The sequence below is a fragment of the Streptomyces sp. NPDC055099 genome, from assembly GCF_053607685.1.
Genome location: NZ_JBSGUA010000006.1, coordinates 14,103 through 27,644, shown reverse-complemented (window position 1 = coordinate 27,644; position 13,542 = coordinate 14,103). Strand labels below are relative to the sequence as shown.

Below are 13,542 nucleotides of genomic sequence, written 5' to 3'. Positions count from 1 at the left end.
AATGAGCGTCGCTTCCGAGTCCGGCATCGACACCGGCGTCGAGCCCGCCACCGACACCACCGCCGCCACCGCCTCGTACGCGCCGACCGACCTCACCGTCCCCACCCGTGGCCGTGACCGTGCCGCGTACGACCAGGAACTGGTGCACGCGATACTCGACGAGGCGTACGTCTGCCACCTCGGTTTCGTGCGTGACGGCGCCCCCGTCGTCCTGCCGACGCTGTACGGCCGCGTGGGCGAGCGCCTCTATGTGCACGGCTCGACGGGATCGCGACCGCTGCGGATGGCGGCCGACGGGCGGCGGCAGGAAGAGGACCCGGGTCTCGCGGTCTGCCTGACCGTCACCCACGTCGACGGCCTGGTCCTCGCCAGGTCGGCCTTCCACCACTCGATCAACTACCGCTCCGTGGTGATCCACGGCACTGCCCACCAGGTCACGGACCCCGAGGAGAAGCGGGCCGCCCTCGACGCGCTCGTCGACCACGTCGTGCCGGGCCGTTCCGCCGACTCCCGCCCCGCGAACGCGAAGGAGCTCGCGGCGACCGCCGTACTGAGCCTCGACCTCGCCGCGGTCTCCGCCAAGGTGCGCACCGGCGGCCCGAACGACGACCCCGAAGACCTCGGCCTCCCGCACTGGGCCGGAGTCGTCCCGCTGCGCAAGGGCCACGACCCGCTCGTCCCGTCCCCCGACTTGGCACCCGACATCGAGGTACCCGACTACTTGATCGAACTCTGACGCCGCCCCACCCCTGCGGGGGGGGTGCCCCGCAAGGGGCGCGAGGAACTGCGCGGCCAACCCCCACCGGCCCGCAGAGAAGCGCCCCGTAAGGGGCGCGGGGAACTGCGCGGCCAACCCCCACCGGGCCCGCAGGGAAGTGCCGTTAAGGGGCGCGGGGAACTGCGCGAACAACCCCACGGGCCGGCAGACGCAACACGCAGCTCAGGAACCGGCCCCCGGCAAAGCCCCCGAGAGCCCCCTAAACCAGCTCCAGCCGCGGCTCACGCACCACCACCCCCCGCCGCGCAGCAACCGTCTCCGCCCCCGCGAGCCCCGTCACCGCGGCCAGCATCAGCAGGGTGCCGAGCACGGTCGACACGGTCAGCTCCTCGCCGAGCAGCACCACCGCGATGACCGCCGCGCTCAACGGTTCGAGGAGCGTGATCACGGAGACCGTCGCGGACCGGATGACCGCGGCGCCCGCGAAGTACAGGGCGTAGGCGACCGCGGTCGGGATCACCACGATGTACAGCAGGTACAGACCCATCCGCGCCGGTTCCGCGGTGTGCGGGACGAGCCCCTCCACCGCGGCGAGCGGCAGCAGGCAGACGGACACCACGGCGAACGACCAGACCGTCGTGTCGGACGAGTCGGTGCCCCCGTCCCGCCCCCACCACCGCGTGAGCAGCGTCATCGTGGCGTACGCGGCCGCCGAGACCAGCCCCCACCCGACGCCCACGGGACGCACGCTCGCGCCACCGCTGCCGAGGACCAGCACCACGAGCCCGGCAAGCGCACCGGCCACCGCGACGACACCGCCGAGCCCGAGCCGCTCGCCCATGGTGAACCGCGCCCCGAGCGCGATGAGGACGGGCCCGGCCCCCATCGTGACCACGGTGCCGACCGCGAGTCCGGTCGACTCGACGGCCGCGAAGTAGGCGGTCTGGAACACGGCGAGGGCCACGCCGGTCGCCACGATCCGGGGCAGCCTGCGCCGCAGCGGCGCACCCGCGCCCGAGGCGGCACCGGCAGCGGCGGACCGCCGGCGCGAGCGCATCACGCGGACGGCGAAGAGCAGCACGAAGCCGCCCGCACAACGCCAGAAGGACAGGCTGACCGGTCCCATGTCACTGAGGTCGAAGACCAGCGCGGCGGCGGCACCGGCGGTGCCCCAGGCCGTACCGGCGACGATCAGATAGAAGAGGCCTCGTCCGACGGACAGGCCGGAGACAGAAGTCGACACAGTCGACACATTCGACACGTGAGTTCTCCGCAGAAAGAAGAAAGAAGGTCCCTGGCTCCGTCTGCGGGCAGCGTCGTTCCACCCGGCAACCGCCGGGTGTGATCCGTGAAGTGCCCGCGCCTAAGCGGCCGGGGGCGGAAGAACGAGCGCGCGTGAATGCATGATCAGCACCCTAGACGGCGGTACCGGTCGACGACAACCGCTCTTCCGCCCCCGGCCGACCGCCCGCGGTGGGCCCCTCCGGGGGCTTGGTCGGCGTGGACGACTGGGCGATGAACGCGCCCGCGAGCACGACCGCGCCCCCGATGATCTGCGGCGCCGACAGATGCTCGCCCAGCATCACCCAGGCGAGCACGGTGGCGATGACCGCTTCCAGACAGGCCACGACGCCCGCAACCTGCGGCGAGAGCCGACGCACCGAGAGCACCCCGGTGACGTACGCCACGACGGTCGCGAGGAGCACGACCCAGGCGATGAGCGCCCACCCGGGCACGGCCGTGCCGTCCATCTCCGCGTTCCCGGCGAGCACCGACCAGTCCATGCCCCAGGGGCGCGCCACGACGGTCAGCACCACGGTGCCGATCAGCAGTCCGTACGCGATGACGCCGAGCGGGTCGGGAGCGTCGTCGCCGGCGTCGCTGCCCTGGTCGGACAGGACGAAGTAGCCGACCTGGCAGCACGCGGCGCCCAGCGCGAGGAGCAGCCCCACGGCGTCGAAGCTCAGCCCCGCCCACACCTCGACGACGCAGGCGAGCCCGCCGACCGCGAGCACCACGCCCACCGCGGCCGCGCGCGTCACGGGCCGCCGCTGCACGAAGCGCACCCAGCCCAGGACGAGCGCGGGCGCGAGGTACTCGACAAGGAGCGCGACACCGACGGGGATACGGGAGATCGCCGCGAAGTAGAAGGCCTGGACACCGGCCACGGCAAGCAGACCGAAGCCGAGCAGGAGCGCGGGCCTGCGCAGCAGCAGCCCGCGGTGGCGCCAGGCGACCGGCAGCATGACGAGGGCGGCGCCCGCCACCCGCAGCCACACGACGTGGAGCGGGTCGAGGCCCGCCTCGATCAGCGGCTTGGCCGCCACGCCCGAGCCGCCGAAGGCGACCGCCGACACTAGGGCGAGCCCCAGGCCGACGCCTCTCCCTCGGCTCAGCCGCGAGCCGGTCTGATTCCCCTGAGACGCTTGCACCGGCACATCATGACAGGAGGTGTCATGAGCGTCACCCCCGATAGGCCCTGTCTCAATCGGCGGACGTCTCCGCGTACGGGTCGGCGGACGTCTCCGTATACGGATCGGCGAACACGTCGCCGGACGTCCCGGTGCGTGGATCGCCGTCGAGCCGCCGGAGTATCCCTTGCGGGTCGGCCCCGGCCCGTCCCAGGACCTCGACGGCGCGGCAGTCCGGATCGGCGACGAGCGCCGCGAGGAGGTCCACGCCGAGGGCCTGCGGTTCGCCGCGACGGTCGGCCCGCTCGATGGCCGCCTCCATGGCGGCGCTCGCGGACGGCGACCAGCCCGTCTCCTTGCCGGGAGCGGCGTTGCCCTCCCGCACCATCGGCACCGCTCCGGAGTCCTCGACGGTCCCCTGCCACTGCAGGCCGTATCCGATGCTGCGCTGAACGAGATAACCCAGCAGCCGCACCACCTGCGCTCCCTGATCGAAGGCGGCCCGCACCTCCGGGTCGGTCTCCAGGAGGGAGTGCAGCAGATGCGCGGTGTCGATCTGGCGGTCCCCGTCGCGCACCGCACGCCGGCGCGCGCCGACCACCACGGACACCAGTGCGGCGCTCAGTCGGGAGTCGGTCTCTGCGCGGGTCGGGCCGGGCTCGGCGCCCTGCGGGGTACGGCTTTGCACATCTTCCACCCCATCAGCCCCCGAGTACGGCGTCATCGGCGGCGGGAAGCATCTTCGCGTCCGACACAGGTTGGGTACGCATGAGCGGCTTCTCCTCCTTACGGATGAGATCTGGCTGTTCTTCCCCGAGGGGCGCGCGCCGCCTTGATTCGCGCCGGGCACGCAACCACGGCACACCGGTCACTCGTCTTTCAGGCATGGAGCGCAGGTGCTGGATGGTCGCGCTGCCGGCGATCGACGGCAGACAGTACGTGTACCGGGTGTACGCACCCGAAAACGCGTTGCCCGCCGACCTTTTCTGGGATGCCTGGCACTGCCACGACGAAGGCCCGTTCCCCAGGGCGTGCGATCTCTTCGACGCGGCGGAGATAAGCAGGGTGGGCTGACGCCGGCCCGCGTGACCGGCGCCGCCCGCGCCCTACGCGGGCCGCGTCCCGATGACGACCGTCGCGTACATCTCCTGGTCGCTCACCGACCGCGGCACGAGACCTCCGTCGGCGACCGCGTCCAGCGCATACGGCACCTGACGCTCGCTCGTCTCGAACAGCAGGCTGCCGCCGGGAGCCAGCCAGCGTGCGGCGTCGGCGGTCACCCGCCGCAGCACGTCGAGACCGTCCGCCCCGCCGTCGAGCGCCACACGCGCCTCGTGGACACGGGCTTCCGGCGGCAGCAGACCGACCTCTTCGGTGGGTACGTAGGGGACGTTCGCCAGGAGTACGCCGACACGGCCGCGAAGGTCGGTGGGCAACGGCTCGTAGAGATCGCCCTCGTAGACCCGGCCCCCCACGTCGGCGACGTTCCGCCGTGCGCAGCGCACGGCGGCGGGGTCGATGTCGGCGGCGTGCAGCTCGATCCCGTCGACCGCGGCGCCGAGCGCGGCCCCGAGGGCCCCCGAGCCGCAGCACAGGTCGACGACGACGGCCCCGGGCCCGGCGAGGGCGGCGGCTTGCTGCACGAGGAACTCGGTGCGCCTGCGGGGCACGAAGACCCCCTCGTCCACGGCGATCCGCAGACCGCGGAACTCCGCCCAGCCAAGGACGTGTTCGAGGGGATGCCCGATGACGCGCCGCTCGACCATGGCGGCGAGTTCGGCGGGGTCGCGCGCGGTGTCGACAAGCAACTCCGCCTCGTCCTCGGCGAAGACACAGCCGGCGGCGCGCAGCCTGGCGACGATGGCGGAAGGGATGAGGGCCGCTATGGGCGATGCCGCGGATGACGCCGACGGAGAAGAGGAGAAAGAGGAAGCCGACATGCGAAGAGAAACCTTTCGGGACGCCTTGTGGGGCTCCCTCGGTCACCTATGCCGGGTGAACCGCGCGGTCGCGAAGGGGGAGCACCCGACCTGCTGCTGCGGTAATGGGTCTCACCTCCTGGGTCCGTCTTCCCGCGTCCGTCGCGGGGATGGCCACAGTACCTGACCTGGTCGCGGGCGGCCTCGCCGGAGTGTCCACAACATCTGACGGTTCATCAGTATTGAATGTTCCGGGCCCTGCGGCTACGTTCCGCGACACCATAGCTGCGCCCCGCCGCAGCGCCCGAGGAAAAGGGGTCGTCGCATGGCCGAAGTCAGCGCGGAAGCACGGATCGAGGCGCCCGCGGAGAAGGTCTGGGCCCAACTCACCGACTTCTCCTCGTACGGCGAGTGGAACGCCACGCACACGAGTTTCCCGAAGGGCGCCCCCGCCACCCTGGAGGAGGGCGGCACGTTCGAGGAGAACATGAAGCTGATGGGCTTCCCCGCCGAGGTCAACTGGACGGTCGAGGAGCTGACGCGCGAGCGCACGCTGGCGATCAAGGGCAAGGGCCCGATGGGCGTCACGGTCGGCACCCGTTACTCCCTCTCCCCTGAGGGGGACGCGACGAATGTACGCATCGACGGTGAGTTCACGGGCGCGGCGGTGTCCCTGATGGCGGGCAAGCTCAAGGATTCGGCGACGGCGGCCCTGAACGAGTCGCTGCGCAAACTGGCGGGCCTGGTGACCTGAACCGCCCCACACATCCGCACTTTCGCCGCTCCGACACACAAGAAGGCGCCCCACACGTGAAGTGCGGGGCGCCTCAGCGGCAGTGGGGATCATCGATCCCCACCACCTCAGTCCTCATCGGCGAGGATCAGGTACAGCTTCTTGCGGGCGTCGTTGATGACCGTGACGGCCTTCTCGCGCTGCTCCTTGCTGCCGGTCTTCCAGACCTGGCCGAACGCCTCCATCAGACCGAAACCGGCCTGCCGGATCTCGCCCAGCGCTTCCCAGTCGACGCCACGCCCGGCCTCTTCCCAGGGCGCGTCGGGACCTTCGTCGGCCGCGGTGCGCCCGGCGTCGGTGAGCGAGAAGAGCTTCTTGCCGCCCTCGCTCGCGCTGCTGATCAGGCCCTCGTCCTCCAGGAGCTGGAGGGTCGGGTAGACCGAACCGGGGCTGGGCTTCCACGCCCCGCCGCTGCGCTCGGCGATCTCCTGGATCATCTCGTAGCCGTGCATCGGCCGGTCCTTCAGGAGAGCCAGGATCGACGCGCGTACGTCACCGCGCCTCGCCCTGCCTCGCGGACCGCCCCTGCCGCCGCGACCGCCCCAGGGGCCGCCGGGCCCACCGGGGCCGCCGAAGCCGGGCCCGAAGGGACCGAACGCCGCGCGCCGCCCCTCGAAACCACCGCGGCCCTCGTGACCGGGGCCGCACTTTCCACGTCCGTGCTCGTGTTCGTAACCGTGGGAACGCATGACAACCACTCCTTCTCTACATGTCTCGTAGGTGATCTATCGCGCCATCGTTGATCAGTCGCGATGCCTCAACGATATATCGGAACAGTTCGTCTGGCAACCCTTCCCTCCGCCCATCCCCTCCGAGACACAGACCGGCCCCCCAACGCCTCCCTCAATCGGGCCACCCACCCCCGATTGGCCTTGTCCTGTCCCTGCATTGGCCCGCTAGCGTCGACGGCATGCCGACTTCTCAGTCCTCCCACCGCATCCGCGTCGTCGACGCCTTCACCGACCGGCCCTTCTCGGGCAACCCCGCGGGCGTCCTCCTCCTCGACGCCTTTCCCGATGACGCCTGGCTGCAGAACGTGGCCACCGAGGTCAATCACGCCGAGACCGCCTTCGCGCACCGCCTCCCCTCGGGCGGCGAGGCCGACTGGGCGCTGCGCTGGTTCACGCCCGCCACCGAGGTCGACCTCTGCGGCCACGCCACGCTCGCCACCGCCCACGTACTGCAGGCCACCGGCGCCGCCGAAGGCCCCGTACGGTTCGCCACCCGCAGCGGAGTCCTGACCACGACCGCGCACGCCGACGGCACCATCACCATGGACTTCCCGACCGCCCCGCTCACCCCGGCCGCGATCCCCGACGGCGTGGCCGAGGCACTCGGCGCCGAGCCGCTCGCGGTGTTCGACGCGGGGGCCAGCCTCGGTGACCTGCTGGTCGAGCTCGCCGACGAGAAGACGGTGCGCGCCCTCACCCCGGACCACAAGGCCCTCATCCGGCACTCCGAGCGCGGCATCATCGCCACCGCACAAGCCGAGGACCCCACCCGCGGCTACGACTTCGTGTCCCGCTGCTTCTTCCCGCGCGTCGGCATCGACGAGGACCCGGTGACCGGCAGCGCCCACACGGCCCTGGCCCCCTTCTGGTCCGAGCGCCTGGGCCGCACGGAACTCACCGGCCTGCAGGCCTCGGCCCGCAGCGGCCTCGTCCGCACGGAGCTGCGCGGCGACCGCACCCTCCTGACGGGCCGCGCGGTCACCGTCATCGAGGGCGACCTGTACGCCTGACGCGACTGTGGGGACGTACGACCCAGCTCGTACGTCCCCACAGTCATGCCCGCCGACCGCCCGCCCCTAGGGCGTCGGCAGCCACCCCACCTTCCCCGCAAGCAGCGAGTACCCCACGAACGCCCCGATATCCAACAAGGAATGCGCCACCACCAGTGGCCCGACCCGCCCCCACCGCCGGTACAGGAGCACGAAGACCACCCCCATCGCCATGTTCCCGATGAACCCGCCGATGCCCTGATAGAGGTGGTAGGAGCCGCGCAGCACCGAGCTGCCGACCAGCGCGGCCATCGGCGTCCACCCCAACTGCCCGAACCTGCGCAGCAGATAGCCGACGACGATCACTTCCTCGAGCACCGCGTTCTGCACCGCGGAGAGCACGAGCACCGGGTACTTCCACCAGACGTCGGGCAGATCCTCCGGCACCACCGTCAGGTTGAACCCGAGTCCTCGCGCGGCCAGATAGAACGCGATGCCGGTACTGCCGATCACCGCGGCGATCGCCGCCCCGCGCCCCAGGTCCGGCCACGGCCGGCTCCGGTCGAAGCCGATCGTGCGCAGCCCCGCGCCCTCCCGGATCAAAAAGTGCGCGACCAGCGCCACCGGCACCAACGCGGTCGAGATCCCGAACAGTTGCCACGCGAGATCAAGCCAGGGGCGCCCCGGAGCGGCCGAGGCGTTCATGGTCGCCGCCTGATCCTTCAGACCACCCGGTTTGGTGACCGATCCGACAAAGCTGATCAGCGCGGACACACCGCTCGCGCCCAGTGAGAGCGCCAGGACGAGCAGCGTCTCGTCCCTCAGGATCCGTCGCGATGGCCCCTCGCCCCGAAAAGAACCGGCCAACGGCCCGGACTCCGCTTGCACTCCGCCTCCAGTTGAGTAATCCCGCCTCATCCCCATCTCCGCCCCGCTAGGGTCTCGAAAGAAGTTACGAAGATCGTGCGCGACAGGCCGAGGGGGACGGACGCCGACTGCGGTCATGCCACCCCCTCTTTCCTTGCTTCATCATTCAAGGAGGGGCACCACCGCCATGGGACGTCACAGCTTGCCCGATGCGTACGGGACGGACGCACCCGACCCTCGGCCACGCACCCGCGGCCGCACCGTGGCCATCGCGACGGCACTCGTCCTGACGGTCGCGGCGGGCACGGCGGTCGCGGTCCGCAGCGACCTGCTGAGCTTCGGCGGTTCGTGCCGTGAGGACACGGTGGAGGTGGACGTCGTGGCCGCCCCCGACATCGCTCCCGCCCTGCGCGCGGCGGCCGACGACGCGCGCGAGAAGGAAATCACGTCGGATGGCGCCTGCATCGACGTACGGGTGAGCGCCCGTGATTCGTACAAGGTCGCCGACGAACTGCGGACGGGCAAAGGCACTCCGGCGTACGACGTGTGGGTGCCGGACTCCGAACTGTGGCTGCAGCGCGTAGGCCTGGGCGGCGAGCGGGACAGGGTCTCACCCGCGGGGAACATAGCCTCCTCCCCGGTTGGCATGGCCATGGTCCCCGCTGCGGCCGAGACCCTGGGCTGGCCCAAGAAGACGTACAGCTGGCCGGAGTTGGCGGGCGCGGCGATGAAAGGCGACAAGCTGCGGCTCGGCGCCGCCGATCCCGCGCGCAGCGCGACCGGCCTGCTCGCGCTCACGAAGCTGAGCGCGTCGGCGAAGAAGTCGGGCGGCAAGGACGGCGACACCCAGGCGGCAGCGATGGCCAAGGCACTGTCCGCGCGCACCTCCGACAGCGACGGCCAGCTCCTGGACACCCTGGCCCGCGACTCCTCCGGCACCGAACAGGGCAATCCGCGCCGCAACCACGCGCTGATCCTCTCCGAGCAGGCCGCGTACAAGCACAACGCGACGGCGGGCGAGGAGAACAGCCTGGACATGTTCTATCCGAAGGACGGCTCACCGCGCCTCGACTACCCCTACACCCTGGTCCAGGAGGACGAGCTGTCCACGGACCAGAGCCGCGCCGCCCTGCGCTTCATGACCCTGTTCAGCGATGAGGCGGGCCGCGCGATCCTGGAGAAGCACGGCTTCAGGACCGGCGCCGAGGCCCCGTCGGAGAAGCTCGTCACGGCGGCCGGCGGCCGCACTCCCCAGCCGTACGGCGACGAGGCGAGCGAGCCGCCCTCTGAGAAGGACCTCCAGGAGACGCTCGGCATGTGGACGATCACCGTCCAGAGCGCCCGGATCAGCACGGTCGTCGACGTCTCGGACTCCATGGGCGAGTTCGTGCCGGGCCGGGGCCAGACCCGGATGGAGATCACCAAGTCCTCGCTGCTCCAGGCACTCGCGGGGTTCACCGACGAGGACGAGATCGGCCTCTGGGAGTTCGCGACTCTCCTGGACGGCGAACGCGACTACCGCAAGCTCGTGCCCACCGAACGGCTGGGCGACCGCAAGGGCGAGGGCACCCAGCGGGACAAGGTCTCCGAGGCCTTCGGCGACCTGGCCCCCATCCCGGGCGGCGCGACCGGCCTGTACGACACCACGCTGGCGGCGTACAAGGAAGCCACGTCCACCTACGCCCGCGGCAAGTTCAACGCGCTGGTGGTCCTCACGGACGGCGCGAACCAGGACCCCGGCTCCATCGCGCGCAGCAACCTCATCGCACAGCTGGAGAACCTCGCCGACCCCAAGCGCCCGGTGCCGCTCATCGCCATCGCGGTCGGTCCGAACGCGGACAAGGAGGAGGTCGTGCAGATCGCGGAGGCGACCGGCGGATCGGGCCATCAGGTCGACGACCCGGCGCAGATCCACGCGGTCATCCTCAAGGCCATCATGGAGGCGGGCAGCCACGGCTGAGCCCGCCCCCTGCGCCTCAGCTCAGGACGGCCGGCTCCGGCAGCCCCACCGGCCAGGTGTGCACCGGGTCGCCCGCGTGCATCAGCTCGGCGTAGCGCCGGGTGGTCGCGGCGAGGGCGGCCTCGCGTTCGAGCCCGGTCTCCAGGGCCTGGTGGTAGGTGGCCGCCTGCCAGGACGCGCCGTTGACCCGGCGCCTGCACCGCTCCTCGATGACGCCGAGGTAGAAGTCCCGGTCCGCGGGCTCCACGCCCCACGCGTCAAGCCCGGCCGCGGCCAGCGGCAACAGCTCGTCGCGTACGAGGGCGACCGCCGGCAGCTCCACGAGCCCGCCCGACCTGCCCCGCCGCGGCCACTGCAGCCGGGCCTCGATGCCGTCGCGGCACGCGGTGTCGAAGTTGCGGGCGGCGGCGTCGAAGGGCAGCCGGGTCCACACGGGCCGGGGTTCCTCGGCGAGGGCGCGTACGACGCCGTAGTAGAAGGCGGCGTTGGCGATGACGTCGGTGACGGTGGGGCCGGCGGGCAGGACACGGTTCTCCACCCGCAGGTGCGGGACGCCGCCCGCGATGCCGTACACGGGGCGGTTCCAGCGGTACACGGTGCCGTTGTGCAGGACGAGTTCGGCGAGCTGCGGCACCCGGCCGTCGTCGAGCACGGCCAGCGGGTCCTCGTCGTCCACGAGGGGAAGCAGCGCGGGGAAGTAGCGCAGGTTCTCCTCGAAGAGCTCGTACGCGTCGCTGATCCAGCGCTCGCCGAACCAGGTCCGCGGCCGCACCCCCTGCGCCTGCAGTTCGGGCGGGCGGGTGTCGGTGGACTGCAGGAACAGCGGGGGCCGCGACTCGCGCCACAGCTCACGGCCGAACAGGAACGGCGCGTTGGCGCCGACGGCGACCTGCGCCGCGGCGACGGCCTGGGCCGCGTTCCACACGTCGGCGAACCTGCCCGGGGTGACCTGGAGGTGCAACTGCACCGAGGTGCACGCCGCTTCGGGCGCGATCGAGGCGGACGTGCAGGTGAGCCGCTCCACGCCCTGGATGTCCAGGACGAATTCCTCGCCGCGCGCGGCGACGATCTGGTCGTTGAGGAGCGCGTAACGGTCGACGTCGGAAAGGTTTCCCGAGACCAGGTCGTGGTGTGCGAGTGTCGGCAGAATGCCGATCATCACGATGCCGGCGTTCACCTCGTTCGCTTTTCGGTGGGCATAGGCGAGGCCGGTGCGCAGCTCTTCGGCAAGTCGGTCGAGAACACGTCCGCCCAATCGGTGCGGTGCGATATTGACTTCAAGATTGAACATTCCGAGTTCCGTCTGGAAGTCCCGGCTCGCGATCCGTTCGAGAACTTCGGCATTCAGCATTCTCGGCATGCCGTCGGGCCCCGCGAGATTCAGTTCGATCTCCACGCCCATCAGATTCTTGGGCCGGTCGAACCGCTCCTCGTCCAACAGCCTCCGCAGCCCCGTCAGACACTCCTTGAGCTTGTCCCTGTACCGGCGCCGCTCGGCCAGATCAAACGTTCCTGCTACGACCTTCTCCCCCATCGAAGCGTCCCCTCCTCGGATGGGCAGCCAATGATCCGGCCGCGGTGTCTCGGTGGATGATGCCCTGCAATGTGATCGATAACGCCCCGCACATGCCCCTGGCCCAGTACGCTCGACGCCAAGTCCGAGCGGCACATTCACCGGGCATGGGGTGCGCCGGGGAATCCTCGCATCGACGCCTGGTGAAAAACACCGACGAGAATCGGCCGACCGCTGCGGGGAAAGCGGCCGAGGTCAAACGTCCGGACTCTTCCAGAATCGGGTTAAAGTCCGCAAAATGGCGACCGGATAACGCCTTGCAGGCAATATCGGGTGCGGTTAGACGAAACACTGCCTGAACACGTGTCGTATAAACTCCGCGAACGAGGCAGAGAGTTGGCGCTCGCGGTCCCCAGCCCCCGCCCCTCTGACCCCGGAGCAGACAGCGACGTCCGCACCTGTCCTCGTTCCACTGTGCCTGTCGAATGAGAGAGGCGACCCATCATGCCGCTGCAAGTCCCCCCGGCTCCCGCGCCCGCCCTGCGCAGCGTCCTCGCGGCACTCGGTTCACCCACCGCCGTACGCGAAGCCCGCACCCCGTCCCTGCGTGCCGTGCAGGGACCCGTCAGCCCCGAACTCCCGTTGCCCGTCCACGTACTTGACCGGATCACCCCGGCGGGCACCGCACCCACCCGGCTCGCGGGGTGGCGCTTCTTGATCCGCACGGGCGAGCGAGCCGTCGCCGCGGCGGACACGATGCTGACGCCTGACGGGTGGACCTTCTCGCACTTCTTCGAAGGTCCGTACATAGCGTCCACGGAACGCGCCCTCCGTCATGCCGAAGCGATGCCAATGCCGTACCAACCACGACTGTTGTCCGTACCCGAGCTTTACATGCTGACACTCTGGTTGCACGGCGACTGCACCGCGGACGGCGCGGACGGTCCTCTCGCGCCCTCGGACGTCCTCGTGCCCCTCGCGCCCGCGCCCCCGGGCATCGCGGCGCACCACCCGCACCGCGCCACGGAGCTCCTGAAGGTCCTCACGCACCGCATGACGCCGGCACCGCTGCTCGGCTCGCCCGCCTGACCTCGCCGTACGTCTCCGTGCCCCGCCGCCGCCCAGGCCGCGGGGCTCGGCGCGTGGGGTGCCCATACGGACTAGCCCGGTATGACCACCCCGAACCACCCGAAGAGACAGTGCAGTTGGGCTGAACCGTCCGGGCGGGTGATACGTCATTAAGCAGTAAGGAGCGCTGCCGCCAAATCCCTGCGGATTGACGCCCGTAGGGCAACACTGGGAACGGACCGACTCAACGGGGGGCGGTTATGAACACCGCATCGAGCCGCAAGGCAGACGTCACAGCCATCACATCACAGCGAAAGAACCCATCCATGTGCCAGCACCAACCACCGTGCCCGACAGCCGACTCCGCAGACCGGGAAGCCGCGCTCCTCATGGCGAGCCACCCGGAGCAGGGCTGGAGCCTGCTGTGCAACGGCGTCCTCCTCTTCGAGGACACCGGTGAGCTGCTGCCGGACGGCCAGATCATCGCGCCGCATCGACCGCTGGTGACCGCGGCCTGAAGCGACGGCAGCACGGCACGGGCAAAAGGACAACAAAGGGGCCGACCCGGAGAGA

The 13,542-nt window shown here is 70.6% G+C and carries 14 protein-coding genes; 7 read left to right on the top strand and 7 right to left on the bottom strand.

Annotated features, from left to right (window positions below; translation table 11 throughout):
* The first annotated feature begins 1 nt into the window (after position 1).
* Complete coding sequence (locus ACWFRU_RS16950; protein WP_453687660.1) at positions 2 to 736, top strand: pyridoxamine 5'-phosphate oxidase family protein; 735 nt, start codon at positions 2 to 4, stop codon at positions 734 to 736.
* 241 nt (positions 737 to 977) lie between these two features.
* Here the strand turns inward: ACWFRU_RS16950 and ACWFRU_RS16945 are convergent, their stop codons facing one another.
* The 3 genes from ACWFRU_RS16945 to ACWFRU_RS16935 all read right to left on the bottom strand — a co-directional run bounded on the left by ACWFRU_RS16945 (position 978) and on the right by ACWFRU_RS16935 (position 3,817).
* Positions 978 to 1,961 (bottom strand): DMT family transporter, encoded by a 984-nt coding sequence (locus ACWFRU_RS16945; RefSeq protein ID WP_453687658.1) that lies wholly within the window; start codon positions 1,959 to 1,961, stop codon positions 978 to 980.
* A gap of 172 nt (positions 1,962 to 2,133) precedes the next feature.
* Positions 2,134 to 3,156 (bottom strand): EamA family transporter, encoded by a 1,023-nt coding sequence (locus ACWFRU_RS16940; protein ID WP_453687656.1) that lies wholly within the window; start codon positions 3,154 to 3,156, stop codon positions 2,134 to 2,136.
* Positions 3,157 to 3,202: 46 nt separating this feature from the next.
* Positions 3,203 to 3,817, bottom strand: coding sequence for a Clp protease N-terminal domain-containing protein (locus ACWFRU_RS16935; RefSeq protein WP_453687654.1), 615 nt, complete (start codon positions 3,815 to 3,817; stop codon positions 3,203 to 3,205).
* Positions 3,818 to 4,032: 215 nt separating this feature from the next.
* On the opposite strand from ACWFRU_RS16935, the gene ACWFRU_RS16930 reads away from it, so the two are divergent.
* Positions 4,033 to 4,203: a hypothetical protein gene (locus ACWFRU_RS16930; protein ID WP_453687652.1), complete on the top strand. Its 171-nt coding sequence runs from the start codon at positions 4,033 to 4,035 to the stop codon at positions 4,201 to 4,203.
* Positions 4,204 to 4,235: 32 nt separating this feature from the next.
* Here ACWFRU_RS16930 and ACWFRU_RS16925 read toward each other — a convergent pair whose 3' ends face one another.
* Positions 4,236 to 5,069, bottom strand: coding sequence for a putative protein N(5)-glutamine methyltransferase (locus ACWFRU_RS16925; protein WP_453687650.1), 834 nt, complete (start codon positions 5,067 to 5,069; stop codon positions 4,236 to 4,238).
* Between the two features lie 304 nt (positions 5,070 to 5,373).
* Here ACWFRU_RS16925 and ACWFRU_RS16920 point away from each other — a divergent pair, with 304 nt between their 5' ends.
* Positions 5,374 to 5,802, top strand: a complete 429-nt coding sequence (locus ACWFRU_RS16920) for a type II toxin-antitoxin system Rv0910 family toxin (protein WP_453687648.1) — start codon at positions 5,374 to 5,376, stop codon at positions 5,800 to 5,802.
* A 107-nt stretch (positions 5,803 to 5,909) separates the two neighbouring features.
* Here ACWFRU_RS16920 and ACWFRU_RS16915 read toward each other — a convergent pair whose 3' ends face one another.
* The gene (locus tag ACWFRU_RS16915) at positions 5,910 to 6,530 is read right to left on the bottom strand and encodes a PadR family transcriptional regulator (RefSeq protein WP_365822327.1); all 621 of its coding nucleotides are present in this window, start codon (positions 6,528 to 6,530) and stop codon (positions 5,910 to 5,912) included.
* 221 nt (positions 6,531 to 6,751) lie between these two features.
* Between ACWFRU_RS16915 and ACWFRU_RS16910 the strand changes: the two genes are divergently transcribed.
* Positions 6,752 to 7,582, top strand: a complete 831-nt coding sequence (locus ACWFRU_RS16910; RefSeq protein ID WP_453687645.1) for a PhzF family phenazine biosynthesis protein — start codon at positions 6,752 to 6,754, stop codon at positions 7,580 to 7,582.
* A 66-nt stretch (positions 7,583 to 7,648) separates the two neighbouring features.
* Here the strand turns inward: ACWFRU_RS16910 and ACWFRU_RS16905 are convergent, their stop codons facing one another.
* Positions 7,649 to 8,449, bottom strand: a complete 801-nt coding sequence (locus ACWFRU_RS16905; RefSeq protein ID WP_453687644.1) for a CPBP family intramembrane glutamic endopeptidase — start codon at positions 8,447 to 8,449, stop codon at positions 7,649 to 7,651.
* Between the two features lie 166 nt (positions 8,450 to 8,615).
* Between ACWFRU_RS16905 and ACWFRU_RS16900 the strand changes: the two genes are divergently transcribed.
* Positions 8,616 to 10,388, top strand: coding sequence for a substrate-binding and VWA domain-containing protein (locus ACWFRU_RS16900; RefSeq protein WP_453687642.1), 1,773 nt, complete (start codon positions 8,616 to 8,618; stop codon positions 10,386 to 10,388).
* Between the two features lie 16 nt (positions 10,389 to 10,404).
* Here ACWFRU_RS16900 and ACWFRU_RS16895 read toward each other — a convergent pair whose 3' ends face one another.
* The gene (locus ACWFRU_RS16895) at positions 10,405 to 11,922 is read right to left on the bottom strand and encodes a glutamate--cysteine ligase (protein WP_453687640.1); all 1,518 of its coding nucleotides are present in this window, start codon (positions 11,920 to 11,922) and stop codon (positions 10,405 to 10,407) included.
* 483 nt (positions 11,923 to 12,405) lie between these two features.
* Here ACWFRU_RS16895 and ACWFRU_RS16890 point away from each other — a divergent pair, with 483 nt between their 5' ends.
* Together ACWFRU_RS16890 and ACWFRU_RS16885 are read left to right on the top strand one after the other, a co-directional pair.
* Complete coding sequence (locus tag ACWFRU_RS16890) at positions 12,406 to 12,990, top strand: hypothetical protein (RefSeq protein ID WP_453687638.1); 585 nt, start codon at positions 12,406 to 12,408, stop codon at positions 12,988 to 12,990.
* A gap of 305 nt (positions 12,991 to 13,295) precedes the next feature.
* Positions 13,296 to 13,487: a DUF5999 family protein gene (locus ACWFRU_RS16885; RefSeq protein WP_363213468.1), complete on the top strand. Its 192-nt coding sequence runs from the start codon at positions 13,296 to 13,298 to the stop codon at positions 13,485 to 13,487.
* The last annotated feature ends 55 nt before the right edge of the window (positions 13,488 to 13,542 follow it).

Excerpts from the sequence above, each read along its gene's own strand:
- ACWFRU_RS16950 (WP_453687660.1), top strand. The coding sequence starts at position 2 with ATGAGCGTCGCTTCCGAGTCCGGCATCGACACCGGCGTCGAGCCCGCC.
- ACWFRU_RS16930 (WP_453687652.1), top strand. The coding sequence starts at position 4,033 with ATGGTCGCGCTGCCGGCGATCGACGGCAGACAGTACGTGTACCGGGTG.
- ACWFRU_RS16925 (WP_453687650.1), bottom strand. The coding sequence starts at position 5,069 with ATGTCGGCTTCCTCTTTCTCCTCTTCTCCGTCGGCGTCATCCGCGGCA.
- ACWFRU_RS16920 (WP_453687648.1), top strand. The coding sequence starts at position 5,374 with ATGGCCGAAGTCAGCGCGGAAGCACGGATCGAGGCGCCCGCGGAGAAG.
- ACWFRU_RS16915 (WP_365822327.1), bottom strand. The coding sequence starts at position 6,530 with ATGCGTTCCCACGGTTACGAACACGAGCACGGACGTGGAAAGTGCGGC.
- ACWFRU_RS16910 (WP_453687645.1), top strand. The coding sequence starts at position 6,752 with ATGCCGACTTCTCAGTCCTCCCACCGCATCCGCGTCGTCGACGCCTTC.
- ACWFRU_RS16900 (WP_453687642.1), top strand. The coding sequence starts at position 8,616 with ATGGGACGTCACAGCTTGCCCGATGCGTACGGGACGGACGCACCCGAC.
- ACWFRU_RS16895 (WP_453687640.1), bottom strand. The coding sequence starts at position 11,922 with ATGGGGGAGAAGGTCGTAGCAGGAACGTTTGATCTGGCCGAGCGGCGC.
- ACWFRU_RS16890 (WP_453687638.1), top strand. The coding sequence starts at position 12,406 with ATGCCGCTGCAAGTCCCCCCGGCTCCCGCGCCCGCCCTGCGCAGCGTC.
- ACWFRU_RS16885 (WP_363213468.1), top strand. The coding sequence starts at position 13,296 with ATGTGCCAGCACCAACCACCGTGCCCGACAGCCGACTCCGCAGACCGG.